This is a genomic window from Bradyrhizobium sp. STM 3843 (assembly GCF_000239815.1).
In the GTDB taxonomy this organism is placed as follows: domain Bacteria; phylum Pseudomonadota; class Alphaproteobacteria; order Rhizobiales; family Xanthobacteraceae; genus Bradyrhizobium.
The window spans coordinates 41,778-67,918 of sequence record NZ_CAFK01000157.1; the positions used below are offsets into that span (position 1 = coordinate 41,778).

25 protein-coding genes and 1 pseudogene are annotated in these 26,141 nt (G+C 64.7%); 9 read left to right on the forward strand and 17 right to left on the reverse strand.

The features are described from left to right. The first annotated feature begins 204 nt into the window (after positions 1–204). Positions 205–1,578: pseudogene (locus tag BRAS3843_RS17465) on the forward strand (inorganic phosphate transporter). A 132-nt stretch (positions 1,579–1,710) separates the two neighbouring features. Continuing rightward, positions 1,711–3,042, forward strand: coding sequence for a dicarboxylate/amino acid:cation symporter (locus BRAS3843_RS17470; RefSeq protein WP_008970298.1), 1,332 nt, complete (start codon positions 1,711–1,713; stop codon positions 3,040–3,042). Positions 3,043–3,207: 165 nt separating this feature from the next. On the opposite strand, the gene BRAS3843_RS17475 is transcribed toward BRAS3843_RS17470, so the two are convergent. Genes BRAS3843_RS17475 through rpe form a run of 3 tightly spaced genes read right to left on the reverse strand, consistent with a single transcriptional unit; the run spans position 3,208 to position 5,273 of the window. Continuing rightward, the gene (locus tag BRAS3843_RS17475; RefSeq protein WP_008970299.1) at positions 3,208–4,035 is read right to left on the reverse strand and encodes a bifunctional allantoicase/(S)-ureidoglycine aminohydrolase; all 828 of its coding nucleotides are present in this window, start codon (positions 4,033–4,035) and stop codon (positions 3,208–3,210) included. 43 nt (positions 4,036–4,078) lie between these two features. Then, on the reverse strand, positions 4,079–4,564 hold the full coding sequence (locus BRAS3843_RS17480) for an ureidoglycolate lyase (protein WP_008970300.1): 486 nt from the start codon (positions 4,562–4,564) through the stop codon (positions 4,079–4,081). Positions 4,565–4,571: 7 nt separating this feature from the next. Then, positions 4,572–5,273, reverse strand: coding sequence for a ribulose-phosphate 3-epimerase (gene rpe / locus BRAS3843_RS17485; RefSeq protein ID WP_008970301.1), 702 nt, complete (start codon positions 5,271–5,273; stop codon positions 4,572–4,574). Between the two features lie 245 nt (positions 5,274–5,518). Here rpe and BRAS3843_RS17490 point away from each other — a divergent pair, with 245 nt between their 5' ends. Further along, on the forward strand, positions 5,519–6,286 hold the full coding sequence (locus BRAS3843_RS17490) for an EF-hand domain-containing protein (RefSeq protein ID WP_008970302.1): 768 nt from the start codon (positions 5,519–5,521) through the stop codon (positions 6,284–6,286). Positions 6,287–6,291: 5 nt separating this feature from the next. Here BRAS3843_RS17490 and BRAS3843_RS17495 read toward each other — a convergent pair whose 3' ends face one another. Both BRAS3843_RS17495 and BRAS3843_RS17500 read right to left on the reverse strand, forming a co-directional pair. Next, complete coding sequence (locus BRAS3843_RS17495) at positions 6,292–7,290, reverse strand: P1 family peptidase (protein ID WP_008970303.1); 999 nt, start codon at positions 7,288–7,290, stop codon at positions 6,292–6,294. Between the two features lie 55 nt (positions 7,291–7,345). Next, positions 7,346–10,126 carry a PAS domain S-box protein gene (locus BRAS3843_RS17500; protein ID WP_008970304.1) on the reverse strand — a complete coding sequence of 927 codons (2,781 nt, stop codon included), beginning with the start codon at positions 10,124–10,126 and terminating at the stop codon, positions 7,346–7,348. A 226-nt stretch (positions 10,127–10,352) separates the two neighbouring features. On the opposite strand from BRAS3843_RS17500, the gene BRAS3843_RS17505 reads away from it, so the two are divergent. Continuing rightward, on the forward strand, positions 10,353–10,757 hold the full coding sequence (locus BRAS3843_RS17505) for a response regulator (RefSeq protein WP_008970305.1): 405 nt from the start codon (positions 10,353–10,355) through the stop codon (positions 10,755–10,757). Positions 10,758–10,899: 142 nt separating this feature from the next. On the opposite strand, the gene BRAS3843_RS17510 is transcribed toward BRAS3843_RS17505, so the two are convergent. From BRAS3843_RS17510 to BRAS3843_RS17530, 5 genes are all read right to left on the reverse strand, one after another. After that, positions 10,900–12,018, reverse strand: coding sequence for a branched-chain amino acid ABC transporter substrate-binding protein (locus BRAS3843_RS17510; RefSeq protein ID WP_008970306.1), 1,119 nt, complete (start codon positions 12,016–12,018; stop codon positions 10,900–10,902). A gap of 141 nt (positions 12,019–12,159) precedes the next feature. Beyond that, positions 12,160–12,894 carry an ABC transporter ATP-binding protein gene (locus BRAS3843_RS17515; protein ID WP_008970307.1) on the reverse strand — a complete coding sequence of 245 codons (735 nt, stop codon included), beginning with the start codon at positions 12,892–12,894 and terminating at the stop codon, positions 12,160–12,162. Continuing rightward, complete coding sequence (locus BRAS3843_RS17520; protein WP_008970308.1) at positions 12,891–13,724, reverse strand: ABC transporter ATP-binding protein; 834 nt, start codon at positions 13,722–13,724, stop codon at positions 12,891–12,893. The genes BRAS3843_RS17515 and BRAS3843_RS17520 overlap by 4 nt, the downstream gene beginning before the upstream one ends. Next, positions 13,721–15,007 (reverse strand): high-affinity branched-chain amino acid ABC transporter permease LivM, encoded by a 1,287-nt coding sequence (gene livM / locus BRAS3843_RS17525; RefSeq protein WP_008970309.1) that lies wholly within the window; start codon positions 15,005–15,007, stop codon positions 13,721–13,723. The genes BRAS3843_RS17520 and livM overlap by 4 nt, the downstream gene beginning before the upstream one ends. Before the next feature lie 54 nt (positions 15,008–15,061). Continuing rightward, entirely contained in the window at positions 15,062–15,979 is a 918-nt protein-coding gene (locus BRAS3843_RS17530) for a branched-chain amino acid ABC transporter permease (protein ID WP_008970310.1), read from the reverse strand. Between the two features lie 533 nt (positions 15,980–16,512). On the opposite strand from BRAS3843_RS17530, the gene BRAS3843_RS17535 reads away from it, so the two are divergent. Then, the gene (locus tag BRAS3843_RS17535; RefSeq protein WP_008970312.1) at positions 16,513–17,040 is read left to right on the forward strand and encodes a hypothetical protein; all 528 of its coding nucleotides are present in this window, start codon (positions 16,513–16,515) and stop codon (positions 17,038–17,040) included. Between the two features lie 29 nt (positions 17,041–17,069). Here the strand turns inward: BRAS3843_RS17535 and BRAS3843_RS17540 are convergent, their stop codons facing one another. From BRAS3843_RS17540 to pcaD, 7 genes are all read right to left on the reverse strand, one after another. Next, a complete protein-coding gene (locus BRAS3843_RS17540) occupies positions 17,070–17,567 on the reverse strand; it encodes a hydrogenase maturation protease (RefSeq protein WP_008970313.1) in 498 nt (165 codons plus the stop codon). After that, positions 17,564–18,853 carry a Ni/Fe hydrogenase subunit alpha gene (locus BRAS3843_RS17545; RefSeq protein ID WP_008970314.1) on the reverse strand — a complete coding sequence of 430 codons (1,290 nt, stop codon included), beginning with the start codon at positions 18,851–18,853 and terminating at the stop codon, positions 17,564–17,566. Before BRAS3843_RS17545 ends, BRAS3843_RS17540 begins: the two co-directional genes overlap by 4 nt. Continuing rightward, complete coding sequence (locus BRAS3843_RS17550; RefSeq protein WP_008970315.1) at positions 18,843–19,619, reverse strand: oxidoreductase; 777 nt, start codon at positions 19,617–19,619, stop codon at positions 18,843–18,845. Before BRAS3843_RS17550 ends, BRAS3843_RS17545 begins: the two co-directional genes overlap by 11 nt. A gap of 1 nt (position 19,620) precedes the next feature. Beyond that, positions 19,621–20,469 (reverse strand): FAD/NAD(P)-binding protein, encoded by an 849-nt coding sequence (locus tag BRAS3843_RS17555; RefSeq protein ID WP_008970316.1) that lies wholly within the window; start codon positions 20,467–20,469, stop codon positions 19,621–19,623. A 1-nt stretch (position 20,470) separates the two neighbouring features. After that, positions 20,471–20,929: a cyclic nucleotide-binding domain-containing protein gene (locus BRAS3843_RS17560; protein WP_008970317.1), complete on the reverse strand. Its 459-nt coding sequence runs from the start codon at positions 20,927–20,929 to the stop codon at positions 20,471–20,473. Beyond that, positions 20,916–22,109, reverse strand: coding sequence for a 4Fe-4S dicluster domain-containing protein (locus BRAS3843_RS17565; protein ID WP_008970318.1), 1,194 nt, complete (start codon positions 22,107–22,109; stop codon positions 20,916–20,918). The genes BRAS3843_RS17560 and BRAS3843_RS17565 overlap by 14 nt, the downstream gene beginning before the upstream one ends. Positions 22,110–22,228: 119 nt before the next feature. Next, positions 22,229–23,011, reverse strand: a complete 783-nt coding sequence (gene pcaD, locus BRAS3843_RS17570; protein ID WP_008970319.1) for a 3-oxoadipate enol-lactonase — start codon at positions 23,009–23,011, stop codon at positions 22,229–22,231. 218 nt (positions 23,012–23,229) lie between these two features. On the opposite strand from pcaD, the gene BRAS3843_RS17575 reads away from it, so the two are divergent. The 4 genes from BRAS3843_RS17575 (at position 23,230) to BRAS3843_RS17590 (ending at position 26,131) form a co-directional block, all read left to right on the forward strand. Continuing rightward, a complete protein-coding gene (locus BRAS3843_RS17575; protein ID WP_008970320.1) occupies positions 23,230–23,676 on the forward strand; it encodes a carbon monoxide dehydrogenase subunit G in 447 nt (148 codons plus the stop codon). Positions 23,677–23,813: 137 nt separating this feature from the next. Beyond that, positions 23,814–24,299, forward strand: coding sequence for a (2Fe-2S)-binding protein (locus tag BRAS3843_RS17580; RefSeq protein WP_008970321.1), 486 nt, complete (start codon positions 23,814–23,816; stop codon positions 24,297–24,299). Positions 24,300–24,330: 31 nt separating this feature from the next. Beyond that, positions 24,331–25,188: a xanthine dehydrogenase family protein subunit M gene (locus BRAS3843_RS17585; RefSeq protein WP_008970322.1), complete on the forward strand. Its 858-nt coding sequence runs from the start codon at positions 24,331–24,333 to the stop codon at positions 25,186–25,188. A gap of 34 nt (positions 25,189–25,222) precedes the next feature. Then, positions 25,223–26,131 (forward strand): MoxR family ATPase, encoded by a 909-nt coding sequence (locus tag BRAS3843_RS17590; RefSeq protein ID WP_008970323.1) that lies wholly within the window; start codon positions 25,223–25,225, stop codon positions 26,129–26,131. The last annotated feature ends 10 nt before the right edge of the window (positions 26,132–26,141 follow it).

Here is a 26,141-nt window from a genome sequence, read left to right on the forward strand (position 1 = left end):
AAAGCCATTTTGCGCGGAGGGCTGAGCCCGGAATCTCGAGATTCCGGGTTCGATGCTGTCGCATCGCCCCGGAATGACGATGAAGCAGGCTATGTCTCGCGTTAGTGACGCAGTAAGACAACCGGCTGCCTTTACGCGAAAGTTTTGTGATGGAGGAACGCGCGGTCGCCCCGGCGCGTCATCGCGGCGTAGAGAGGACGCCGCATGCTTGCTTCACTCGCACCGGGCTCGTTCGCGACGCTGACGATCCTGGCGATCTGTTTTGTCCTGGTCTTGATCTTCGAATTCTCCAATGGGTTCCATGACACGGCCAACGCGGTTGCGACCGTGATCTACACCAATTCGCTGAGCCCGCCGGTCGCGGTGGTGTGGTCCGGCATCATGAATTTCATTGGCGTGCTGGCCGGCGGCATCGCAGTCGCCTATGCGCTGGTCGAGCTGATACCGCCGGAGGTGTTGACGCCGCCGGACGGAACATTGGCCGCGGGCATGCTGGTGTCGGTGTTCGCGGCCGCGCTGATCTGGAATGTCGGGACTTGGTGGCGCGGCATTCCCAATTCCAGCTCGCATGCGCTGATCGGCTCCTTGATCGGGATCGCGCTCGAGGTCTGGCTCACGGGGCGCGGCAGCATCGGCGCCGATTGGGCGTAGGCCGTGAGCGTGCTCGGCTCGCTGTTGGTGTCGCCGCTGCTCGGCTTCGTGCTGGCGCTGGTGCTGTTCCGGATCGTGCGGCTCATGCTGCGCCAGGATGAGCTCTTCCAGCCGCCAAAGCCTGACCAGCCGCCGGTCGGGTGGATGCGCGCGCTGCTGATCCTGACCTGCACCGGCGTCTCCTTCGCGCATGGCACCAATGACGGGCAGAAGAGCATCGGTCTGATCATGCTCACCATCATCGGCCTGATGCCCGCGACCTATGCGTTGAACCACGAGATGACCGAGCGGCAGATCAAGCAGATCGCGGGTGAAATGCCCGGCGCGGCCGAGTTGATCGCGCGTGCCGACGGCGACCGGCGCGAGAAAGGATCGGCGGCGGCGAAAGCGCTCGGCGCGCAGCTCTCCCAGATCAGGACCATCGCCGACATTCCGCCGCAACAGCGCCCGGCGCTGCGTGACGACCTCAACCAGACGCTCGCCGCGCTTCGCGATGTCGTGGACAACAAGGCGGCGGCTGGCGCCGACCGAGCCTCGGCGAAGCAGATCCACGATCAGCTGATGCGCACCGTCGAATATGCGCCGTGGTGGGTGCGCGTGCTCAGTGCCTTGTGCCTCGGGCTCGGCACGATGGTGGGCTATCGCCGCATCGTCACAACGCTCGGCGAGCGTCTCGGCAAGACACCGTTGCAGCCAGCGCAGGGCGGCTCCGCCGAGCTCGTCGCCGCCGGGCTGATCACCTATGCCGGCTTCGGCGGCTATCCCGTCAGCACCACCCACGTCGTGACCGGCGGCATCGCCGGTACCATGGTCGGCTCCGGCGCCGGCGTGCAGCGCAGTACGATGTGGCTGATTGCGGTGGCCTGGATCCTGACCTTGCCGGCGACCATTGCGATCTCCTGCGGGCTGTTCTTTCTGCTGTCCTGACTTGACGGCAAAAGCGGCAGGAGAGGCCGCAAAATGAGGCGCGGCCCACGTTGCTTTTCGCGAGTTCCCCATCCAGAGTGACCCATTCAGCCGGCGCGACCATGCGCCGCAGGGATTCAGGGGGACTTTCATATGACGGCGACGGATGCGGCAATTGCGGGTGCCACACGCGGCAGAGGCAGCCTGTTCGGCTCGCTGTTCGTCCAGGTGGTAGCAGCGCTTGTTCTCGGCATCCTGATCGGCGTCGTTGCGCCGGAGATGGGGCAGGCGCTGAAATTCTTCAGCGATGCCTTCCTCAAGCTGATCTCGATGGTGGTCGCGCCGATCGTGTTCTGCGTGGTGGTGCACGGCATCGCCAGCGCCGGCGATCTGCGGAAAGTCGGCCGGGTCGGAGTCAAGGCGCTGGTGTACTTCGAGGGCATGACCACGATCGCGCTGGCCTTCGGCCTGGTACTGGCGCTGATCTTTGGCCCCGGCCACGGCATGAACATTGACGTCAGCAAGCTCGATCCGAAGGTGCTGACCAGCTTCGCCGACAATGCGCACAAGCTGCAGGGCGGCGGCTTGAGCGGCTTCATCCTCAATATCATTCCCTCGACCGCGTTCGATGCCTTCGCCCGCAACGACGTGCTGCAGGTGCTGTTCTTCGCGGTGATCTTCGGTGTCAGCCTGGCGCTGGTCGGCGAGCCCGCCAAGCCGGTTGTCACTTTCATCGACACCACGGCCAAGGTGCTGTTCCGCGCCATGGGCCTGATCGTGCGGGTGGCGCCGCTCGGCGTGCTCGGCGCGATCGGCTTCACCGTCGGCAAATACGGCATCGGCTCGCTGCAGCAGCTGTTGACGCTGGTGGTGCTGTTCTATCTCTCGGTCGCGCTGTTTGTCGTGATCGCGCTCGGCACCGTGATGCGGTTGGCCGGCCTGAGCCTGTTCAAGTTCCTGCGCTACCTGAAAGAGGAGCTGATGATCGTGCTGGCGACCGCATCGTCCGATGCCGTGCTGCCGCAGATCATGCGCAAGCTTGAGGCGATGGGCGTCAAACAGGAGGTGGTCGGCCTCGTCATCCCCACCGGCTATTCGTTCAACCTTGATGCGTTCTCCATCTACCTGACGCTCGCGGTGGTGTTCATCGCACAAGCCACCAACACGCCGCTGTCCATCCCCGATCTCCTGCTCGTGCTTGGCGTCTCGCTGATCACGTCGAAGGGCGCGCATGGCGTGCCGGGCTCGGCGATCGTGATCCTGGCCGCGACCTTGAGCGCGGTTCCCGCGATCCCCGCCATCGGCCTCGTGCTGGTGCTGTCGATCGATTGGTTCGTCGGCATCGCCCGCGCGGTCGGCAACCTGATCGGCAATTGCGTGGCGACCGTCGTGGTGGCAGCCTGGGAGAACGATCTCGACCACGCCAAGGCGGTGGCCGTGCTCGACCGTGGCAGCTCGGACGAGGTGGAGTATCAAGGCGTGTGATTTGGCCGTCTCGCGTGACGCTCCGTGCGCGAGACAGCGTTGGAAATGACGGACCTGTAGCCCGGATGAGCGCAAGCGACATCCGGGGGCGCACGAGCCGCACGGAGACCCGCATGTCGCTTTGCTCATGCCGGCTACGTACTGATCTTTATGCGTGGAGCAGGCTCACCGGAACGGCCGCAACGCCATGTGGCGGTTGGCGTCCTTGTAGAGCAAATAGCGGAAGCGGCCGGGGCCGCCGGCGTAGCAGGCCTGCGGGCAGAAGGCGCGTAGCCACATGAAGTCGCCGGCCTCGACCTCGACCCAGTCGCGGTTGAGCTTGTAGACCGCCTTGCCTTCGAGCACGTAGAGCCCGTGCTCCATCACATGCGTCTCCAGGAACGGGATCACAGCGCCGGGTTCGAAAGTGACGATGTTGACATGCATGTCGTGGCGCACGTCGAGCGGATCGACGAAGCGCGTGGTGGCCCAGCGGCCATCGGTGTCGGGCATCGCGACGGCCGGGACGTCGGCCTCGTTGGTGACGAAAGCGTCCGGCGTAGGAATGCCCGGCACGGCCTGATAGGCCTTGCGGATCCAATGGAAGGTCGCAGGGCCCGTACCGGCGTTGCGGAGCGTCCATTGGCTCGCCGGCGGCAGGAAGGCATAACCGCCGTGGCGCAGGCGATGCTCAACGCCGGCCAACGTCAGCGTGATCTCGCCGCCGACCACGAACAGCACACCCTCGGCCTCGTTGTCGGGCTCCGGCTTGTCGCTGCCGCCGCCGGGCGCGACCTCCATGATGTACTGCGAGAACGTCTCCGCAAAGCCGGAGAGGGGGCGTGCGATCACCCAGACCCGAGTCTTGTCCCAGAACGGCAGCGCCGAGGTGACGATGTCGCGCATGACGCCCTTGGGGATGACGGCGTAAGCCTCGGTGAAGACGGCGCGCCCGGTCAGAAGGTCGGTCTGCGGCGGATGCCCGCCGCGGGGAATGAAATAGGGCTCGTCCATTCTTATGCTCCAAAGGCTGCCAAGAGTGGCGCGCCGCGTGCCATCATGCCGGCATCAGCGACAGCGGCTGATCCAGCCACACTTCCTCGAGATTGTCAGCACCGAGGCGGTCGACGACCAGGAAGCGCTCGCCTTCCCCCAGCACCAGCAGCGGATGGTGCCAGGCATTGCGCGCATAATTGACGCCTTGCCGGCCGCTGGCGGTAAAAGCGCGATAGCTGGAGGGATCGCGCGGATCGTCGCACACCAGCACCAGCCAGGGCTTGTCCTGCAACGGCATGAACAGCTGGCTGCCAAGCGGGTGCCGCTCCATCAGCTTGATCTCGATCGGCTGCGGGCGCGGTTTCGCTTCAAACAAACTGATGTTCACCGCGGCGCCGCCGCTGGTCACGTCGATAGTGGCAAGGCCGTTGAAACGGCGCGCAAAACCCTGGTTGATCTCGATCGGCCCAGCACCGTCGATCTCGACGACGTCGCCGAACCGTGCGAACGCCGCCTTGGTCAGGGGCTCCGGCTTGATCTCCACCATGCCCGTCTCAGATCGCCTCACCGCGGGCCTGCGCCGCGGCGCTGCGGATGGCGGAGATATTGTTGCGATAGGAGTCCATGGTGCCGCCCTTGAACACGGCAGATCCGGCGACGAAGGCGTTGGCGCCGGCCGCGGCGAGCGGTCCGGACACTTCAGGCCCGACGCCGCCATCGACCTCGATGTCGATCGGCCGGCCCGCGACCATCGCCCGCAGATCCTGGATCTTGCCGATCGCGGACGGAATGAAGGCCTGGCCGCCGAAGCCCGGATTGACCGACATGATCAGCACCAGGTCGATCATGTCGAGCACATATTCGATGACATTGAGCGGCGTCGAGGGATTGAGCGAGACGCCGGCCTTCTTGCCGAGCGCGCGGATCGCCTGCAGCGAGCGATGCAGATGCGGGCCGGCTTCGGCGTGGACCGTGATGTGGTCGCAGCCGGCCTTGGCGAAGGCCTCGAGATAGGGATCGCAAGGGCTGATCATCAGATGCGCGTCGAACATCTTCTTGGTGTGCGGTCGCAGCGCCTTGATGACGTCGGGCCCGTAGGAAATGTTCGGTACGAAGTGGCCATCCATCACATCGAGATGGATCCAGTCGGCGCCGGCGGCATCGACCGCACGGACCTCTTCGCCGAGCTTGGAAAAGTCGGACGCCAGGATCGAGGGCGCAATGACGAGCGGACGTGGCGTGAAGGCTTGGGTCAAGGCGTTGTCTCCCGGCGAACTGACATTGAGAGCGCCCTAACATGCAGGCGGTGTTCCGGCAACGCGGCCCGGCAAAATCTACCCGCTGCGGCACGAATTGCCCGGCCTGTCGTGCGCGTCGACCGAAAAAATATCGGGACAAATCAATCCTTTGGCCGGCCGCTTGGCCTTGGCACGACACTTGCGAAACATTTGGCAACGTTGATTGCCGCGAGATGCTGCGGCGTTGTTTTCGGAGTCCTGCCATGTTGTTTGCGCTTGGGGCCGCTGCGTCGATCCTTGACAGCCTGCAGTCGTTGGGCTCGTCGAAGTCCGGCTCGGGGCAATCGAACGGCTCCGGCTCGGGCCCGTTCGATTTTCTCGGAGGCTCCGGCTCGGCAAGTTCGTCGGCGAATTTCACGCCGTGGCAGCCGAGCACCGGCGGCTCGGTGCAGATCTCGCCGACGACCATGAGCGCCCTGATCTCGGCGCAGAGCCAGTCCGGAACGAGTGCATCGGGGACGACATCCTCCAAGGATCCGCTGCAGGACCTGTTCTCGCAGATCGACGCCAATGGTGACGGGCAGATCAGCAAATCCGAATTCGAGAATGCGCTGGGCGCTGGCGGCACCAATGTCGCGAATGCCGACAGCGTGTTCGGCAAGCTCGACAGCAATGGCGATGGCAATGTCAGCCTCGACGAGCTGAAATCGGCGCTGAAAGGCGGCCATCATGGCCACCATCACGCCGCGAGCTCCGAGGACAGCAGCGGCTCCGGCAGCAGCGGTTCGAGCAGCGATCCGCTGATGCAGGCGCTGTCGGGCGCATCCAGCAGCTCGACCAGCAATAGCGACGGCTCGACGACGACCACCATCACCTATGCCGACGGCTCCAAGGTGACGATGACGCTGCCGGCGGCATCGACCAGCGCGAGCTCGGCGACCTCGTCGTACAATCTGATCGAGAAGCTGATCCGGCGTGAGTCGAACGCATTGTCGAGCTCCGCGTCCTCGACCGCCGCGGTCAGTGCCTGAGTTCGTCAGCGGCCGAACCGGTCCTGCCAGGCCGGCAGCGCGCCGGCAAAGGGCAGGGCGGTCGCGTGGTACACGCCGCGCGCGATGGCCCGCGCCAGCACGTTGGCAGCGGTCATGCCGAGCGCGCTCAATTCGACCAGCGGTTCGATCGGCTTTTCGCAGGTGGCGGCCGCAAACACCACATCGCCATCGAGCGGCAGATGCACCGGATAGATCGCGCGCGCCATGCCGGTCTGCGCCATCATCGCCAGCCGCTTCGCCTGCGACTTGGTCAGGATCGCGTCGGTCACGACCACTGAGACCGTGGTGTTCTCGGCAGCAGTCGCCGCCGGGCCGCCCTTGATCCGCATCGCGAGCATGTCCGGCGTGAACGAGGTGGGCAGGCCGCGGCCGCCGAATTCGCCGTTCATCTCGAATGGTGCTGCCCAGAACCACGGCCCGTCGCCGACCGTGACGCTGCCGACCGCATTGACCACCGCAAGGGCCGCGACAGTGATGCCGCCCGCTGTCAAGGCCGAGGCGGAGCCGAGCCCGCCCTTGAAATTCGCGGTCGTGGCGCCGAGGCCGGCGCCGACACTGCCGAGCTTGAAGTCGGTGTCCGCCGCGGCGGCAGCCGCGTAGCCGAGATCGCGGTAGGGCGCAAAACGTCCCCACGCCTTGTCGCCGCCGTTCAAGAGATCGAAAATGATCGCTCCCGGAACGATCGGGATCAGCGCATCGCGCACCGCAAAGCCGCGTCCCTGTTCGGCAAGCCAGGCCTGCACGCCGCCGCCGGCATCGAGGCCGAAGGCCGAGCCGCCGGACAATGCAAGCGCGTCGATCCGCTCCACGGTGTTGACTGGATCGAGCACGGCGTCATCTCGCACCCCAGGACCGCCGCCGCGGATATCGATGGCAGCGACCGCTGGTGCATCGAACAGGATGGCGGTGACGCCGGAGGCAAGCTTGGGATCGTCGGCGTGACCAACGCGCACGCCTTTGACATCGGTGAGGAGGTTCTTCACGGGACGGTCCCTCGGCTGCAACCTGTCTGCTCGATAGCGCAACGCCGGTCGGAGCTCAACGTTCGAGCGCGACCCGGATCATGCGCGCCAGCTCGCCCTTGCGATAGGGCTTGGCCAGGAGCAGCACGCCGGCGTCGAGCCGGCCGTGATGGACCACGGCATTTTCAGTGTAGCCGGACGTGAACAGGACCTTGAGCCGCGGACGGTGCTTGAGCGCCTCATCCGCAAGCTGGCGGCCGTTCATGCTGCCAGGCATGATCACGTCGGTGAACAAGAGATCGACCTCGTCACCACTGTCGATGATGTCGAGCGCCTCGGCGGCATTCGCCGCCGACAATGTCGTATAGCCCAGGTTCGCAATCTGGGTGACCACGTATTTGCGGACCAGCTCGTCGTCCTCGACGACCAGGATCGTCTCATGCCCGCTCTGGATCTCGCGCGACGCCGGCGGCGCGGCCGCAACGGGCTTGGCGTCGGATCGCGGCAGATAGAGCTTGACGCTCGTGCCGTGATCCACCTCGCTGTAGATCTTGATGTGCCCGCCTGACTGCTTGACGAAGCCGAACACCATGGAGAGGCCGAGGCCGGAGCCCTTGCCGACCCCCTTGGTCGAGAAGAAGGGATCAAACACTTTGTCGAGATGGTCTGGGTGAATGCCGGAGCCGGTGTCACTGACCGCGACCATCACGTAGTCGCCAGCAGCCACTTCGCTGTTGGCCCGGGCGTATTCGTCGTCCAGCGCGACGTTGCGGGTCTCCAGTGTGAGCTTGCCTCCCTCCGGCATCGCGTCGCGCGCATTCAGGGCCAAATTGAGCACGGCCGACGTCAGTTGGTTGGGATCGACCAGCGCGCTCCAGGCATCCTCGGGCAACACCGAGACGATCTCGATATGCTCGCCGAGCGTCGGCCGCAGCAGTTTGGCAGCGTCGAGCACCAGCGCATTGACGTCGAGATCAACCGGTTGCAGCGGCTGCTTGCGCGCAAAGGCAAGCAATTGCCGCGTCAGCTGCGCGCCCCGTTCCGCGGATTCGTCGATCATCGTGGTGATCGAGGCGAGATGTGGTTGTTCGGCGACCGCATCGGCCAGGATGCCGACCGTGCCGGTGATCACAGTCAGGATGTTGTTGAAATCATGCGCTACGCCGCCGGTCAGCTGACCGATCGCCTCCATCTTCTGCGCCTGCCGGAACTGTGCTTCTGCGGCGCGCTTCTCGGTGAGATCGCGGCCGACGAAGAAATAGCGTTGGACCGGGTCCGACCAGGTCGCGATCCAGTTCAGGACCACGCCGCGTCCGTCCCTGTGCGTGAATTGCGCTTCGAAATTGTGAGGCTGCCGTCCTGCGCGGGCGGCACGGACTTCGCTGCGCGCGGCATCGAGATCGGCGGGACGAATGAAATCGGCGCTGTTGCGGCCGATCATTTCATCCGGATCGTAGCCGAGGATGGAGAGCGAGCTCGGGCTCACCTGCATCAACCGGCCGGACGGATCCGTGACCAGGATCAGGTCCTGCGATGTCTCGAAGATGCGCTGGCGTTCCTCGATCTCCCGCGAAAGTTCGCGCTGGGTGCGCTTGCTCTCGGTGATGTCGCGCGCGACCTTTGAGGCGCCGATGATCGCGCCGCCGGCATCAACGATCGGCGAGATGCTCAAGGAGACGTCGAGCTGCTCGCCGTCCTGGTGGATGCGCACCGTTTCATGATGCTGGATCTTCTCGCCGGCGACGATGCGCGCGAGCATGTCGTCGACTTCGGTGCGCCGATCGGGCGGCACGATGAGCTCGATATGCCTGCCGATCGCTTCCACCGCGCGGTGGCCGAACAGATGCTCTGCCGCGCGATTCCAGGAGGTGATCTTGCCGTCGAGCGATTGGGTGATGATCGCGTCATTGGAGGATTCAACGACAGCGCTGAGCAGATGTTCGCGCTCGGTGAAGCGCGCGCGTTCTGAGGCTGCCTGCAGGCGCAGCCGACCGAGCAGCCGCGCCAGCTTGGCCTGGAGCTGGATATTGTCGACGAGAAGCATGCCGAGCACGAAGCTGGCTGCACCGAGGCCGTAGAGGCGGCCGGCATAGTAGCCGAGATCGAAGCGCCCCGCGTTGAACAGGGCTGAGAGACCGATGTCGAACAGCCAGGCACAGAGCACGACCATCAGCCACAGATCCAACACGCTGTGCGGGCGCTGCAACCACAGCGATACTAGCGCAACGCAGGTCACGGCACAGATCGCCGCAACCACGACGGTCAGGTTCCAGGTGGTCAGGTCCTGGTCGATCAGGATCGGAAGGTGCTGCTCCCACGCGAGCGCTGCCCAGCTCAGGACTGCGACCGAGGCGACCACCGCAGCAGCGCCAAGCAGGATGGACCGCGCCGCCGAGCGGCTGAGGCGATTGCCATCCTTGTCCCCGCGCAGCTCCACATAGGCCAGCACGAACAGCGGAAAGCCGCCGTGCCAGATCATGTAGATCCAGACGGCGGCCTGCGAGCCGGCGCCGAACAGTCCGGTCGGCGTGAACAGGCCGGGAAACACCAGGGTGTGGACCGTTGTCGCCGATGCGGTGAACAGATAGCCACAGGCCAGCACCAGCAATGCACGTGAGCGCAGCAGTGCAAATTGTGAGAACAGCAGGATCGCGGTGACCACATCGTTGAGCGCCAGCGCGGACTGGTAGCTCGCGATGAATGCGGGCACCGGCGTGAGCGGCAGCTTTGCAAACGGGACGGCGAGCGCGAATGCGATGGCCGAAGCGGTCACCACGAGCAATGCCGCGGTCTGATCGCGGCGCGTGGCGGGAGCTGTCGAGAGAAAAATGTCGTGTTCGTTTCGGGCGGTCTCCATGACCCCTTCCTGCGGGCCGGCGATACGCGCGCCGAGGTCCAGCTGCGTCTCCGCCTGCCCTTCGTCTCAATCAATTGAGGTTACATTTTACCGATCAAAATCTTGTCCTATGTGAGTGCCATACAATGCGGTAACTGCACCTTTACCCCAGGTCGCATAAAAACCCTTAGTTGTATCTAAGTTGGCTTCGTCGCTGTAGCAATTCGACAAAATGCTGGAGCCGTTTATGCCGCGTATTCTCGTTGTCGACGATCAGAAAGATGTACGCGCGATGATCAGCATGGTGCTGCGCGTGAATCACTTCGACGTCGTCGAAGCCGCGAGCGCTTCCGCCGGCCTGCAAGTCTTTCGGGAAACGCCGTGCGATGCGGCAATCGTCGACGTTTTCTTGGGTGACGCGAATGGTCTCGACCTGGTCGCGAGGCTGCGCGAGATTGTTCCCGATCTGCCGGTTGTCGCGGTCTCCGGCATGACGGCCTTTGATGGTGCCGCGCTGTCCGAAGAGCTGACCCGCGTGGTCTATCTGCAGAAGCCGTTCCGACCGGCAGAGCTGATGCATGCCGTCGCTGCCGCGCGAACTGCCGTCGCGCAGCCGGATGCGAACGGAACGACGATCGCAGCCTCGGCCTGACGATCGCTTCCAAGCTCTCGGTCCAAGTTCCTGTTTCGGAGATCTTGTTCCAAGATCTTGCGCAAAAACGAAAGCGCCCCGGCATGCCGGGGCGCTTGACGTTTGTAGCTACGGTTGGAAGCTGATCAAGACCCCTTCTTGACTAAGAACCCTTGGGGTTGATCTCGGCGTAGTTGCCGCTGGCGTCCCACTTGTAGACGACGTAGTCGAGCTGCTTGATGTCGCCCTTGGAGTCGTATTGGAGCTTGCCGATCACGGTGTCCCAGGAACCCGCCTTGATGGTGTCCATCACCTTCTTGGCGTCCGTGGTTCCGGCCTTCTTCGCCGCCTGCGACCACACCTGCATCGCGGCGTAGGTGTAGAGCGTGTAGCCTTCGGGGTCGATGTTCTTGGCCTTGAACTTATCGACGATCGAGGCGGCCGTCGGCTTCTTGCGCGGGTCGGGGCCGAAGGTGAAGAGCGTGCCTTCGCCAGCAGGCCCGGTGATCGAGGCATATTCCTTGTCGGCCATCGCATCGCCGGCCATCAGGATCGTCTTGAGGCCCTGATCGCGCATCTGGCGCAGGATCAGACCGGCTTCCTGGTGATAGCCGCCGACATAGACGAGATCGATGTTCTCACGCTTCAGGCGCGAGACGATCGCGTTGAAGTCCTTGTCGCCCTTGTTGTAGGACTCATAGAGCTTCTCGGTGACGCCGGCCTTGTTGAGCGCCTTCTTGGTCTCGTCGGCCAAGCCCTTGCCGTAGGTGGTCTTGTCGTTGAGGATCGCGATGTTCTTGCCCTTGAAGTTCTTCGCGATGTAGGCGGCGGCAACCGCACCCTGCTGGTCGTCACGGCCGCAGACACGGGCGACGTTCCAGAGCTTGCGCTCGGTGAAGGTCGGATTGGTCGAGGCCGGGGTGATCTGCAGCACGTTGCCGTCGGCATAGGCCTCGGAGGCCGGGATCGACGACGACGAGCAGTAATGTCCGGCGACAAACGGAATGCCTTGGCCGGCGATCTTCTCGGCGACCGATCGCGCCTGCTTGGGATCGCAGGCATCGTCCTCGGTGTCGAGCGCGAGCTTCTTGCCGAGCACGCCGCCGGCAGCATTGATGTCCGCGACCGCCATCTCAGCGCCGTTTTTCATCTGTCGTCCGAACGCGGACTCGGTGCCGGTCATGGGACCGGCCACCGCAATGGTGAGGTCATCCGCCAGCGCTGCCGTCGAGAGCGCAAGCGTCGCGCCCAGAGCCAAGCCGAAGAGTTTGAGTGGTTTCATGAGAAATCCTCGCATGATCGATACGGACGTCCCGGGACGGCCGGGTTGGAAGAGCGCGCGCATTGTGGCTGATTTTACCACGAAGTCACCGGCTAATTTCGGGCAGATGACGCTGGTAACGAAATCTGCCGGATAGAGACCTTAGCCGTGCCGGCCGCCTTCGAGATAGGCGGCGCGGATCTCCGGCCGCTGCAGCAACTCAGCGCCGGAGCCGGCCAGCGTAATCAGGCCGTTGACCAGGACATAGCCGCGATGGGCGAGTTTCAGCGCATGATTGGCGTTCTGTTCGACGATCAGCACCGTGAGCCCATCCTGCCGGTTGAGCGTGCGGATCGCGTCAAAAATCTGTCGCGCGATCAGCGGCGCCAGACCGAGCGAGGGCTCGTCCAAAAGTAGTAGGCGCGGACGGCTCATCAGGGCGCGGCCGATTGCCAGCATCTGCTGCTCACCGCCGGACAGGGTGCCACCACGCTGATCCATCCGCTCCTTCAACCGCGGGAACAACGCAAACACGCGCTCCAGGCTGATCGCGCGTTCCGCCTCGCTGGTCTCGGTGGCGTCGGCCCCCATCTGCAGATTTTCCGCCACGCTCATGCGCGGAAAGATGCGCCGGCCTTCCGGCGACTGCGCGATCTTGAGCCGGGCGATCTGATGGGTCGGCACCTGGGTGATGTCGGCGCCGTCGAACAGGATCTGGCCCGAGCTCGCGCGCGGCCGCCCGAAGATCGTCATCATCAAGGTCGACTTGCCGGCGCCATTGGCGCCGATCAGCGCCACGATCTCGCCAGACTTGATGTCGAGATCGACGCCCTTGAGCGCTTCAATCTTGCCATAGGCCGCACGCAGGCTGCGGATCGCGAGCAGGGGGGCGCTCACGCCTGGGCCTCCATCACGGCGGCGGCCTCTTCCTCGTCGGTGCCGAGATAGGCCGCGATCACCTTCGGATCGTCTCTGATATCGCTGGGCGCGCCCTCGGCGATCTTGACGCCATAATCCATCACCACGACGCGATCCGAGATTTCCATCACCACGCTCATGTCATGCTCGATCAGCAGGATCGAGGTGCCTTGATCGGCGCGGATCGACAGCAGCAATTCGCTCAACGCGCCGCTCTCGCGCGCATTGAGGCCCGCGGCCGGTTCATCGAGGCAGAGCAGCGCCGGTTCGGTGCACATCGCGCGCGCGATCTCCAGCCGGCGCTGGTCGCCATAAGCGAGATTGCCGGCGGCATCATCGGCGCGATCCAGCAGGCCGATGCGCTTGAGCCAGAAGGTCGCCCGCTCGATCGCCTCGCGCTCGGCGCTGCGCCAGGAGGGAACACCGAACAGCCCGAGCACGGTGAAGCCCGAGGCGCGCATCAGCGCATTGTGCTGCGCGACCATCAGGTTCTCCAGCGCAGTCATGCCGGGGAACAGGCGGATGTTCTGGAAGGTACGCGCGACCTTGGCCAACTTGGAGATGTTGAAGTCTTTCAGCTTCTGCATCTCGTAGCGGGCGCCGTCCTCATGCGTCAGGCAGATCGCGCCTGATGTCGGCTTGTAGAAGCCGGTGATGCAGTTGAACACGGTGGTCTTGCCGGCCCCGTTGGGGCCGATCAGGGCCGTGATCTGCCGGCGTCCTGCGGTGAAGGACAGATCGCTGACGGCGACGATGCCGCCAAAACGCATCGTCAGATGCTCGACGCTGAGGATCGGAGCGGCGTTCATCCGTGACCCTCCTGGACGAGGTCGGACGAAATTGCCTCCGACTTCTGCAAGTAGACCGTCGGCGCGCGATGGCCGATGATGCCGCGCGGCCGCCAGATCATCAGCAGCACCATCGCGAGCCCGAACACCAGCATGCGGTAGGTCTCAAGGCCGCGGAACAGTTCGAAGCCGCCGATCATCGCAAGCGCAGCCAGCGCCACGCCGAGCTGCGAGCCCATGCCGCCGAGCACGACGATGGCGAGCACGAGCGCCGATTCCTGGAAGGTGAAGGATTCCGGGCTGATGAAGCCTTGGCGGGTGGCGAAGAAGGCGCCGGCGAAGCCGCCGAACATCGCGCCGGTTGCGAAGGCGGTGAGCTTGGTCGTGGTGGTGTTGATGCCGAGTGCGCGGCAGGCGACCTCGTCCTCGCGCAACGCCTCCCAGGCTCGCCCGATCGGCAGCCGGCGCAACCGGATCGTCACCCAGTTGGTGAGCAGCGCCAGCGCCAGGATCAGGTAGAACAGGAGCACGATGCGGTGGGTCGGCGAGAACGGAATGCCGAGCTTGGCGGCCAGCCCATCGGGACCGGGCGTCAGCGGAATGCCGAACAGGCTCGGGCGGGGAATACCGGAGATGCCGTTCGGTCCGCCGGTTAGGCTCTGCCAGTTGAGGATGACAAGGCGGATGATCTCGCCGAAGGCAAGCGTGACGATGGCCAGATAGTCGCCGCGCAGCCGCAGCACGGGAAAGCCGAGCAGCACGCCCCAGAAGGCGGCGAGGATACCGGCGAGCGGCAGGCAGACCCAGAACGACAGGTCGAATGTGGTCGACAGCAGGCCGTAGGAATAGGCGCCGACCGCGTAGAAGGCGACATAGCCGAGGTCGAGCAGGCCCGCGAGCCCGACCACGACGTTAAGGCCCCAGCCCAGCATGACATAGGTCAGGACCAGGATCGCGAGATCGAGAATGTAGCGCTGGTTGTAGAAGATCACGGGCACCAGCAGCGTGAAGATGAGCAGCGCCGGTGCCAGGAACTGGCCAGCCAGCGCCATGCCGCGCCCGACAACAGGCGGGATCAGCACGGCCGTGCCACCCCGTGGCCCGAGCCACCGCCGGAACAGCTCGACCGCGATCGAGCCGACGAACACCGCGGCCACGAGTCCGGCGAGTTCGTTGAAGCGGGTCCAATAGATCAGTTGTCCGGTCGGACCGGCTTCAGTGCGGATACCGACCATCAGCGAAAACAGGCCGAGTGCGACCAGCGCGCTCAGGAAGGCTTTCTTGAGGATGGCGGCCGCCCCCATCGGGTGGCTGGCTTTCGAGGATGCGGGAAAGGGCGCGCTCACGCGGATGACCGTTCAGACTTTTTCGATTTCGGGCCGGCCGAGCAGGCCGGTCGGAAGGAAGATCAAGACCACGATCAGGATCGAGAACGCCGCGACGTCCTTGTATTCGACCGAGAAATAGGCCGACCAGAAGGTCTCGATCAGGCCGATCGCAAGGCCGCCGAGCATCGCACCGGGCAGGGAGCCGATGCCGCCGAGCACAGCGGCGGTGAACGCTTTGATGCCGGCGACGAAGCCCATGAAGAAATCGACCAGGCCGTAATAGAGCAGGTACATCATGCCGGCGACCGCGGCGAGCGCTGCGCCGATCACGAAGGTCATGGAGATGGTGCGGTCGACGTCGACGCCGAGCAGCGCCGCCATGGTCTGATCCTGCTCGCAGGCCCGCATGTCGCGTCCGAGCCGGGTGCGCGACACCAGCCAGGTGAACAGCAGGAGCAGAACGATGGTGGTGATGACCACGACGATCTGGACGTTTGACAGCTGTACGACAAAACCCTCCGCACCCTCGTGCAGGGTGTGGCCGCCGGTGATGATCGGCGGCACCGGCTTGACGCGCGCGCCCTGCGCCACTTGCGAGTAGTTGGTGAGGACGAACGACATGCCGATTGCCGACAGCATCGGCGCCAGCCGGAACGAGTGCCGCAGTGGCCGGTACGCGATGCGCTCGACAGTCCAGCCATAGAGGGCGGTGATCGCCATCGAAACCAGGAGCACGATCAGGAGGATCACTGGGACCGCCGTCAGTCCGATCGATACCAGGATCAGGAAGGAGATCAGCGCGATGAAGCCACCGATCATGAAGATGTCGCCATGGGCGAAGTTGATCATGCCGACGATGCCATAGACCATGGTGTAGCCGATGGCGATCAGGCCGTAGATCGAGCCGAGGACGAGGCCGTTGATGAGCTGCTGCGCGAAATAATCCATGAACTGCCGACAATGGTTCGCCAACGCGGCACGGACCGAACAGCAGTTTCCCCTTCTGCCGATCGGGAGATCCCCCCGCCACCGCCTGCCGCGACTCCGTCCCAGTGTCCCCAGGGCGACGCGACAGATGGGTTCTAACAGCAAGAAACTGCAGGCGGCAACAGAGTGCGCTGCCGCAAATGCGGGCTTTTCCCGCCTTGTTTGGTGGCGGTGTTACCTTTGCAACGCCGCCGCCTCAGAATTGCCATCGGAGATCGCGGACAAACAGATTGTTCCATTGCAACCAGGGTTAGAGCGGGCTCAGGGGAGGCCTGGGTCTCAAAGGGAGTTTCGGTCTAAAGTCTAATGCACGCTCCGTCCGAGGCGAGCGGGAGCTGCCATCGGCACCTCGCTCAGGCCGGCGCAGGTAGTGTCGCACCCGCGTCCGCCCATTAAGGTAAACAAAGGGTTTAAATTGCCCGCCGCATTTTGAGCGCGTTACCTCCGTTAGATCGAGGCAACGGTCCTCGGGGCAGGAGACGGCGGAGAGCGACATGTCCAAGAACTGGCGGCTCAGTTCCTTCAGCGGCGCGCTGCTTGCGGCCTATTTCATTCCGATCTGGAGCATCATTGCTTTCCGGATCATGGTCGCGCCCGTCCACGGCCTGTTCGAGCGGCCCAACATCTCGGTTGCACTGTTCGTGAGTGACTACCTGCACCTGGCCGGGGTCGGGACGATGCGCGCGGCCTGGCTGTTGGCGCTGGCGCGGCTGACGGTCGCGGCGTTCTTTGCAATCTTCCTGATCCTGATCAGCGTGCCGCGGCTGCGCAAGGCCGGAGGCGGTGAGGAGGCCCTTGGCATTGCGCTCGGGCTTGGCAGCCTCATCAGCTTCTTCAGCATGGTGGTGGCGTCTCGGGTGGGCGAGGCCGAGGCGCTGCGGCTGCACGCCACCGAGTTGATGCTGCTGCTCGGCACCGCCATCGTGATGCTGGTCGAGCCGCCGATGCAGTCCAGAGTGCGGACATCGGACGACCAGCCGGCTACGCGCGGCGTCGAACACTCGGCTGCGCATCGGGCCTGACCTGCAGCTGAGTTGCGGCGACGCCGCCTTCAGGTCTCGGCCGGCGCCGCGAGGCTGTTCATCCGGCCGATCTCGGTGATGATCCGTTCAGCCGTGGCATCGAGAGCGGCCGCCACCTTGGGCGTGATTGCGCCGCCGGCATCGAAGCAGGCGCCCTCTATCGCGTAGACGATCGTGGGGTTGGGAAGGACGCCCAATTCGCGGGCGAGGGCGATCGCCTCGGCCAGACCGAAGGCATGGCTTGATGCAAGCGATGGGCAGGGGGGCAGCTCATCCTGCGCGGCGTCGAGGCGATGGATGCGCCCCGGTGTTCCCATGGGGGCGGCGGCGTCGACACAGATCAGCGCGTCGTATTTCGCCCAGTCCTCGACAAGGCCTAGGATATCGCCATTGCACACGAGAAGCGCCACGTCGGACGGCAGCCGTCGTGCCAGCCTGTGCGCGACACCCACGCCAACGGCGTCATCGCCGCGGTCGACATTGCCGATGCCGAGGACCGCGATCCGCCTGTGCGCGGGATCGTTCACGACCGATGCACCGTCAGCTTCAGGAAGTGCGTCGAGCAGGAAATGCAGGGATCATAGTTGCGGATGGTCTGTTCGCAGCGGGCACGGATGACCTCGTCCGGCTGGTCGAGCAGCGAACCGGCGACAACGGCAAGGTCCGCCTCGATGCTCGGCTGATTCTGCGATGTCGGCGGCACGATGCGTGCCCGCGCGATGGTGCCGTCTTCTGCGAACTCATAGCGATGCCAGCAGATGCCGCGCGGCGCCTCGGTGCAGCCGAAGCCTGTGCCTGCGCGGGGAACGAGGGGGACCGCGGCCTCCGCCGGCGGCTCATAGGCTGTGATGATGCGAAGCGCCTCTTCGCAGGCGAACAGGATCTCGATCGCCCGCACGACGATGCTCTTGAACGGGTTCCGGCATATCCGATCCAACCCGACCTCTTCGGCCAGCGCCTGAACGGTTGACGGCAACCGGTCGAAATTCAGCGCGTAGCGGGCGAGCGGACCGACGAGATAGGCGCCGCGCCGCTTCAGGAGCGAATGCAGTGCGGTGGAGTGAGGAACGTGCCGCTCCTCGAACTCCGATTCATAGTCGGCGATATCGATGTCGATGTCGCAACTGGAGACGAGCCGCCCCTCGTTGAGCGGATATTCGTTCTCGTGACGCAGCGCGACGAATTCGTAGTCCCGCTCGAGATCCGGGAATGGAAAGGTGGCGACCCAGCGGACCAGATCGGTGGCGATGTTGCGGGCGTTCTCCAGGCGCTCCACCAGCGTCTGCAACTCTGCGCGACTGGGCACGCGATGGAAGCCGCCGGGCTTGACGTTGACGGGATGGATCTCGCGTCCGCCGAGCAGGCGCATGATGTCGTTGCCGGCCTTCTTGAGCGCGAGCGCGCTGCGCACGAGGTCGCCATGATCGCGCGCCATCCGGATCGCATCCGGAAGGCCCAGGAAGTCGGGCGCATGCAGCATCACCACATGCAGGGCATGGCTCTCGATCCATTCGCCGCAATAGATCAGCCGGCGCAGCGCGCGGAGCTGGCCGTCGACCTTCGTCCCGAACGCATCCTCGATCGCATGGACCACGCTCATCTGGTAGGCGATCGGACATATTCCGCAGATGCGGGCGACGATGTCGGGGGTCTCGGCGTAGCCGCGCCCGCGCAGGAACGCCTCGAAGAAGCGGGGCGGCTCGAAGATCCGCAACTGCGCCGAGGTGACGGCATCGCCGGTGATCTCGATGTCGAGCGCGCCTTCGCCCTCGACCCGGGCGAGATAGTCGACGTTGATCGTTTTAGTCGGCATGGGCCTCGCTTTCCTTTCGGAACGGTTCGGCTGCGGCGTTGAAGGTTTGCAAGGCGCGGCGGATATCGCGCGGGCTCGCGCCCAGCGTGCGCCACTCGCGCCCCAGTGCGGCCATGTTGGGCGTCTCCATCGGGCCGTAGCAGCCGTAACAGCCGCGCCGGTAGGCCGGACAGATCGCGCCGCAGCCGGCATGGGTCACCGGTCCGAGGCACGGCTGGCCCTGGACCATCACGCACACGGTGCCGCGCTGCTTGCACTCGATGCAGACGCTGTGGGCGGCGATCGCTGGCTTGCGTCCGGCGAGGAAGGCCGAGATCAGTTCGATCAGCTGCTCCTTATTGATCGGACAGCCATGGAGCTCATAGTCGACAGTGACATGCGCCGAGATCGGCGTCGATGTCGCGAGCGTGGAGATGTAGTGCGGGGAGGCGTAGACCGCCGCGACGAAATCATTCACGTCGGCGAAATTGCGCAAGGCCTGGATGCCGCCGCTGGTTGCACAAGCGCCGATCGTTACCAGATGCCTGGATTGCTGCCTGACTTTGAGAATGCGTTCCGCATCATGCGCTGTCGTGATCGAGCCCTCGACCAGCGAGAGATCGTAGGGTCCTTCAAGAACCGCGCTCGAGGCTTCCGGGAAATTGGCAATCTCGACCGCGCCGGCCAGCGTCAGGAGCTCGTCCTCGCAATCGAGCAGCGACAGCTGGCAGCCGTCGCAGGAGGCGAATTTCCAGACCGCGAGCCGCGGACGCCGGTCTCGATCCATCTCAAATCTCCCGGAGGGTCAAAAGGCGCTCGATCCTGTCGAACCGCATCACCGGACCATCCTTGCAGACGAAGGTCGGTCCGAACTGGCAGTGACCGCAAAGACCGATTGCGCACTTCATGTTGCGCTCCATCGATAGATAGATCTGGTTCGAGGCGACGCCGGCATCGCGCAGGGCATTGGCCGTGAACCGCATCATGATCTCCGGCCCACACACCAGCGCGACTGTGTCGTGCGGACTGAAGGACACGCGCGGGATCAAGGCAGGCACCACGCCGACGTGGCCGTGCCAGTTGCTGTCGGCATGATCCACGGTGACCTCGACGGCGATGTCGAGGCGTCCCCGCCATGCTGCAAGCTGGTCGTGGAACAGAATATCCTCGGGGTGGCGGCAGCCGAACAGGATCGCGACGCGACCATAGCGGGCCCGGTTGGCGAGCACGTGGGTGATGGCGGGCCGCAGCGGGGCCAGACCGAGGCCGCCGGCAATGATGAGGATGTCGGAGCCTTCCGCCGCGGTGACCGGCCATTCCGTCCCGAACGGTCCGCGAACGCCGAGCGTGGCCCCGATGTCGAGCGCCGCGATCGCCCGGCTCACGGCGCCAACGTCCCGCACAGTATGCACGAAGCCTGTGCTGTCCGTGCCATCGCCGCTGATGCTGATCGCGATCTCGCCGATCCCGAACGCATAGAGCATGTTGAACTGACCCGGCGCATAGCTCGGCCGGGACCCTTGCGACGGTTTGATCTCCAGCGTCACCACATCGGAGAGTTCGCGACGGACATGCGCGACTTTGTAGAGCTGCGGCACGAACGGGTCGATCTGGGCCGCTGCGGTCAGCAGGGGCATCTCAGCGCTTTCCATAGACATTGAGGATCTGCAGCCGCGTGGCATTGAGACGCTTCACCAGGATGGGGGCAAAGCGCTTCATCATCTCGTATCCCAGATGGTGGTCGGCCTCGCATTTGCCGCGCAGGCAGGCTGCGTCGATGCCGACCGCCCGCACCAGCTCGACCGCGCGCGCATCAGAGGTCCACCGATAGGGTGGCAACAGCCACGAGGCCCCGACGATCTCGCCTTCGCCGAGCGTCGAGATGACGATCGGCGACTGGGCGGGGGCTGCGATTTCGAGCGCGACCTTGCCGTGTCGGATCAGGAAGAACTCGTTCGCCGGATCGCCCTCGCGGAACAGATATTGGCCTGGATCGAAGCGATGATTGCGGGCGCAGCCGGCGACCAGCGCGATCTGATCCTCGGGGCACGCGGCGAAGAACGCATGTTCTCTCAGGATGTGTTCAAGTCCCGCCATGCTGTCCTCCGCTGGTTGGATGGGCGCGGATGGCGGCCGCTTCCTCCGTAATGTCGATGCCAACCGGGCACCAGGTGATGCAGCGTCCGCAGCCGACGCAGCCGGAGGTGCCGAACTGATCGATCCAGCTCGCAAGCTTGTGGGTGATCCATTGCCGATAACGCGCGCTGCCGCTTTGCCGCACGCTGCCGCCGTGCAGATAGGAGAAATCCAGCGTGAAGCAGGAATCCCATTTGCGGACCCGCTCCGCCGTGGCGCCGGCGAGATCGCTATGGTCCTCGACGGTCGTGCAGAAGCAGGTCGGACAGACCATGGTGCAATTACCGCAGGTGAGACATCGCGCGGCGACGTCGTCCCAGCGCGGGTGGTTGGCGTTCGTCTGAAGCAAATCCTTGATGCCGTCGGTGTCGAGCGTCCGGCCCATTTGGCTCCGCGTCTGCGCGATGACCGCGGCGGCCGCTTCGAGGTCAGCATCATCAGCGCGGCGCTGGGGCAGGCGGCTCAGCAAGCTGGCGCCTTCGTCACTCCCGACCTCGACCAGGAAATCGTGGCGTGATCCGTCGTGCAGCTCGGTCAGCGCAAGATCAAAGCCGCTCTCCGCCTGCGGGCCCGTTCCCATCGAGACACAGAAGCATGTGCCTCCGGCCTCAGCACAATTGACGGCGACGATGAACGCATCCCGTCGCCGCGATCCATAGCCGGGGTCCGCATAAGCGCCCGCCAAGAACACCTTGTCCTGGATCGCCATGGCGTGGATTTCGCAGGCGCGCACGCCGATGAAGGCGAATTTGCGCCGCGTGACGGAAGGGGCCTCGATCGAAAATCCGTCATTATCGCGGCGCGCGGTCCACAGCGTCTCCACGGGCGGATGAAGAAAGCGTTTCCAGGATTCCGGGCCGACGGCAAAGCCGAACAGCGCGTCATCCGCGCGTCGTTCCAGACGATATCTGCCAGCGTCCTGATTGTCGGTCCATCCGGCGGGGAGTTGTGAGAGCTTGGCGATTTCGTCATAGACGATGGCGCCGTCGCGCACGGTCGGCCCCAGCACGCAATGATCGGCGGCCAGCGCGTCGATCAGCGCTTGCAGCCCATCGCGCGAAATGACGGCCGCGGCGGCCCTGACCGGCAGCGCGGTCCCGTCGGAACTCGTCGTCGCCGGTTCGCTGACGTTCTGCGACATCGCTCGGTTCCGGCAATCTTCGGACATTGCGGCCTCAATGGCCTTGCTGGGGTCCGCCGAGCCTTACCAGTCTCCGCCCTGGGTACCGTTGACTTTGATCAAGCTCGTACGAGCCGAACTCAGCGCTGGGTCAGAAAGCCGAGCACCGCGTCGTTGAAAGCGAGCGTCGCTTCGATGTTGGAGATGTGCGCGGCATCCAGGATGGTCATGCTGGCGCCGGGGATCTGGCTGCGGATCGCCTCAGCCATCGTGATCGGCGTCGACTTGTCGAAGCGGCCCGCGATCACCAGCGTCGGGCTCTTGATCTTGGGCAGTGCCTCGCGCAAGTCGAGCGTGCGCAGCGCCTCGCAGGAGGCGAGATAGCCGTCGACCGGCGTCGCCAGCAGCATCGCTTTGGTTTGTCCAGCGACAATCGGGTTGCGATCGCGGAAGTCCTGACTGAGCCAGCTCGCGATCACGGTGTCGGCGACTGCGGCGAGCCCGCCTTCATTGACTGCCTTAATACGGTTGTCCCACATGGTCCGATCGGGGAAGTAGCAGGTGGTGTTGGCAAGCACGAGTTTGCCGAGCCGCTCCGGCGCGTTGGCGCCGAGCCATTGCCCGACCATGCCGCCCATCGACAGGCCGCACCAATGCACCTTCTCGATGTTGAGGTCGTCGAGGATCGCGAGTGCGTCGCGGCCGAATCGCTCGACCGAATAGGGGCCGTGCGGGACGCTGGATCGGCCGTGGCCGCGCCGGTCATAGCGGATCACCCGGAACACCTGGGTGAAGGCGCGCATCTGCGGCTCCCACATCTGCAGGGTGCAGCCGAGCGAGTTCGACAGCATCAGGGTCGGTCCGCCGTCGCGGCCTTCCACCGTGACATTGATGAGGCAGCCGTCGGCATCGATCATCGGCATGGGGCAAGGTCCTTGTCCTAAGCGAAGCACCACTTTGCAGAATCATGCAGATTCTGGGGCGACCTAACCATTCCTGTTCGCCTGTGCCAATTGCAAAGGGCGGAGTGTGCGGCTGCACCAGCGATTCTGCATCGCCCCCGCTCGCATCGCACCCTTTCCTTTGTGGCGGCAGTGCATTAGTTGAGTACCCTAAACCAAACCATCCGGGGAGCTTCCACATGGCGATGACGATGACAGGCGAGGTTCAGCTGCCGGCACCGCGCGAGGCCGTGTGGGCCAAGCTCAACGATCCCGAGGTTCTCAAGGCCTGCATCCCCGGCTGCGAGGAATTAGAGAGGACCGAGGACAATGGTTTTCGCGCCACCGCCAAGATGAAGGTCGGGCCGGTCTCGGCGCGCTTCAAGGGCAAGGTCACCTTGAGCGATCTCGATCCGCCGAACGGCTACAAGATCACGGGCGAAGGCGAGGGCGGGGTCGCCGGCTTTGCAAAGGGCGGCGCGACGGTCGCGCTGTCCGACAAGGACGGCGGCACGTTGCTCTCCTACAATGTCGAGGCGCAGATCGGCGGCAAGCTGGCGCAGCTCGGGCAGCGCTTGATCAACGGCGCGGCGAAGAAGCTTGCCGACGAGTTTTTCGCCAATTTCGCCAAGGCCGTGCAGGGATAATTCGATCCATCACGTCATTTGGGTTGAGGGCTCGCGAGGTTGCCCGCCGCGGGTTCGGCCCATATGATGGTTTTCGACTGATTTTGCCGGGCTGTGCTGCAGTGCAATGCTGTGGCGCGGATGATAGAGAGTTCTGAATGGCCAAGATTTCCCTGATTGTGAACGGTAACCCCGTCACGGCGAATGTCGACCCGCGGACGCTTCTCGTGCAGTTCCTGCGCGAGAATCTGCGTCTCACCGGCACCCATGTCGGCTGCGACACCTCGCAATGCGGCGCCTGCGTCGTGCATCTCGACGGCAAGGCGGTGAAGTCCTGCACGACCCTTGCGGTGATGGCCGACGGCCACGAGGTCAGGACCATCGAGGGGCTGGCGCCGGATGGCGCGCCGCTGCATCCGATGCAGGAAGCGTTCCGCGAGAATCACGGCCTGCAGTGCGGTTTCTGCACGCCCGGCATGATCATGACGGCGGTCGACATGGTGCATCGCAAGGGCCACGATCTCAGCGAGGAGACCATCCGCGAAGAGCTCGAAGGCAATCTGTGCCGCTGCACCGGCTACCAGAATATCGTGCAATCGATCGCCGCCGGCGCCAAGGCCATGGCAAAATCGGACCTCGCCTAATTCCCGCGCATCCCCGCGTCAGGACATTCCCATGTACGAATTCAAATATCACCGCCCGGGCACGGTGCGGCAGGCCGCCAATCTTCTGGTCAAGAACGAAGACGCCAAGCTGATCGCCGGCGGCCACACGCTGCTCCCCGTCATGAAGCAGCGGCTGGCGAGCCCGCCGCATCTGGTCGACCTCTCGCATATCGAGGGCTTGAACGAGATCGAGGTCAAGGGCCGCGCGCTCGTGATCGGTGCCACCGCGCGTCATGCCGAGGTGGCGAACTCCGCCACGGTCGGCGAGGCGATCCCGGCGCTGGCGCATCTGGCCGGACTGATCGGCGATCCGGCCGTGCGCCACCGCGGCACCATCGGCGGCTCGCTGGCCAATAACGATCCAACCGCGGATTACCCCGCCGCCTGTCTTGCGCTCGGCGCGACTATCGTCACCAACAAGCGCAAGCTGAAGGCGGAGGAATATTTCCAGGGCCTGTTCACGACCGCGCTCGAGCCGGACGAGATCATCACCAAGGTCAGCTTCCCGCTGCCGAAGAAGGCGGCTTACGTGAAGTTTCGCAACCAGGCCTCGCGCTACGCGTTGGTTGGCGTGTTCGTGGCGCGGCGTCCGTCGGACGTGCGGGTCGCGGTCACCGGCGCCGGCGCCAACGGCGTGTTCCGCGTCACCGCGTTCGAGGAGGCCCTGCAGAAGCGGTTCTCGCCCAAGGTGCTGGAAGGTATCGATGTGCCGGCCGAGGGGCTTAACAGCGATATCCACGGCAGCGCCGAATATCGCGCCCATCTGATCGGGGTGCTGGCGCGGCGTGCGGTCGAGGCCGCCAATGCCGAGGCCAAGGCGTCGGCGGAATCAGAAGGGGCCGCTGAGCCGGAGGCGCCGGCTTCGTGATCTCGGCGGTGACGAGCAAAAGGCGGACGCGCTCATGAGTGCAGCTTCATTGCCAGCATCGGTCGACGCGATGCTCGAGCTGCTATCCTCGCGCGGCTACCTGGCCGAGCGGGCGCTGGCGACGGTGACCTATCTGGCGCTGCGCATGGGCCGGCCGCTGTTCCTGGAGGGCGAGGCCGGCGTCGGCAAGACCGAGATCGCCAAGGTCTTGTCGGCCGCGCTCGGGCGCAAGCTGATCCGCCTGCAATGCTACGAAGGGCTCGACGTTGCCTCCGCCGTCTATGAGTGGAATAGCGCGGCGCAGATGATCGCGATCCGGCTGGCCGAGGCCGGCGGCGATGTCGACCGCGAGCAGCTGTCGTCCGATATTTTCGCCGAGCGCTATCTGATCAAGCGGCCGCTGTTGCAGGCGCTGGAGCCGGATGTCGCGGGCGCCCCGGTGCTCCTGATCGACGAGCTCGACCGCGCCGACGAGGCGTTCGAAGCCTATCTGCTGGAGATCCTGTCCGACTTCCAGGTCACGATTCCGGAATTCGGCACCGTCAAGGCGCCGCATCCGCCGATCGTGATCATCACCTCCAACCGCACCCGCGAGATCCATGACGCGCTGAAGCGGCGCTGCCTGTATCACTGGGTCGACTATCCGTCGCCCGAGCGCGAGCTTGCGATCGTGAAGACAAGGCTGCCCGGCATCTCGCAGCGGCTGTCGCAGCAGATCGTTCGTTTCGTGCAGGCGTTGCGCGACCAGGACTTCTACAAGTCGCCCGGAGTGGCCGAGACGCTGGATTGGGCCACCGCGCTCACCGAGCTGGACGCCCGCGGCCTGACGGCCGAGGTGGTCGGCGACACCATCGGTGCGCTCTTGAAGTACCAGGACGACATCGCGCGGATGCAGGGCGACGCGCTGCAAAAGGTGATCAAGGACGCGACGAGCGAGAGTTAAGGGCACCCCC

What these genes read in the sequence shown, in the direction of transcription:
- BRAS3843_RS17530 (WP_008970310.1), bottom strand. Translation starts at nt 15,979, where the DNA reads ATGGATTATTTCGCGCAGCAGCTCATCAACGGCCTCGTCCTCGGCTCG.
- BRAS3843_RS17470 (WP_008970298.1), top strand. Translation starts at nt 1,711, where the DNA reads ATGACGGCGACGGATGCGGCAATTGCGGGTGCCACACGCGGCAGAGGC.
- BRAS3843_RS17505 (WP_008970305.1), top strand. Translation starts at nt 10,353, where the DNA reads ATGCCGCGTATTCTCGTTGTCGACGATCAGAAAGATGTACGCGCGATG.
- pcaD (WP_008970319.1), bottom strand. Translation starts at nt 23,011, where the DNA reads ATGCCGATGATCGATGCCGACGGCTGCCTCATCAATGTCACGGTGGAA.
- BRAS3843_RS17545 (WP_008970314.1), bottom strand. Translation starts at nt 18,853, where the DNA reads ATGCCGACTAAAACGATCAACGTCGACTATCTCGCCCGGGTCGAGGGC.
- BRAS3843_RS17475 (WP_008970299.1), bottom strand. Translation starts at nt 4,035, where the DNA reads ATGGACGAGCCCTATTTCATTCCCCGCGGCGGGCATCCGCCGCAGACC.
- BRAS3843_RS17585 (WP_008970322.1), top strand. Translation starts at nt 24,331, where the DNA reads ATGTACGAATTCAAATATCACCGCCCGGGCACGGTGCGGCAGGCCGCC.
- BRAS3843_RS17500 (WP_008970304.1), bottom strand. Translation starts at nt 10,126, where the DNA reads ATGGAGACCGCCCGAAACGAACACGACATTTTTCTCTCGACAGCTCCC.
- livM (WP_008970309.1), bottom strand. Translation starts at nt 15,007, where the DNA reads ATGGGGGCGGCCGCCATCCTCAAGAAAGCCTTCCTGAGCGCGCTGGTC.
- BRAS3843_RS17590 (WP_008970323.1), top strand. Translation starts at nt 25,223, where the DNA reads ATGAGTGCAGCTTCATTGCCAGCATCGGTCGACGCGATGCTCGAGCTG.
- BRAS3843_RS17490 (WP_008970302.1), top strand. Translation starts at nt 5,519, where the DNA reads ATGTTGTTTGCGCTTGGGGCCGCTGCGTCGATCCTTGACAGCCTGCAG.
- BRAS3843_RS17580 (WP_008970321.1), top strand. Translation starts at nt 23,814, where the DNA reads ATGGCCAAGATTTCCCTGATTGTGAACGGTAACCCCGTCACGGCGAAT.
- BRAS3843_RS17575 (WP_008970320.1), top strand. Translation starts at nt 23,230, where the DNA reads ATGGCGATGACGATGACAGGCGAGGTTCAGCTGCCGGCACCGCGCGAG.
- BRAS3843_RS17565 (WP_008970318.1), bottom strand. Translation starts at nt 22,109, where the DNA reads ATGTCGCAGAACGTCAGCGAACCGGCGACGACGAGTTCCGACGGGACC.
- BRAS3843_RS17520 (WP_008970308.1), bottom strand. Translation starts at nt 13,724, where the DNA reads ATGAACGCCGCTCCGATCCTCAGCGTCGAGCATCTGACGATGCGTTTT.
- BRAS3843_RS17555 (WP_008970316.1), bottom strand. Translation starts at nt 20,469, where the DNA reads ATGCCCCTGCTGACCGCAGCGGCCCAGATCGACCCGTTCGTGCCGCAG.
- BRAS3843_RS17510 (WP_008970306.1), bottom strand. Translation starts at nt 12,018, where the DNA reads ATGAAACCACTCAAACTCTTCGGCTTGGCTCTGGGCGCGACGCTTGCG.
- BRAS3843_RS17560 (WP_008970317.1), bottom strand. Translation starts at nt 20,929, where the DNA reads ATGGCGGGACTTGAACACATCCTGAGAGAACATGCGTTCTTCGCCGCG.
- BRAS3843_RS17480 (WP_008970300.1), bottom strand. Translation starts at nt 4,564, where the DNA reads ATGGTGGAGATCAAGCCGGAGCCCCTGACCAAGGCGGCGTTCGCACGG.
- BRAS3843_RS17550 (WP_008970315.1), bottom strand. Translation starts at nt 19,619, where the DNA reads ATGGATCGAGACCGGCGTCCGCGGCTCGCGGTCTGGAAATTCGCCTCC.
- BRAS3843_RS17535 (WP_008970312.1), top strand. Translation starts at nt 16,513, where the DNA reads ATGTCCAAGAACTGGCGGCTCAGTTCCTTCAGCGGCGCGCTGCTTGCG.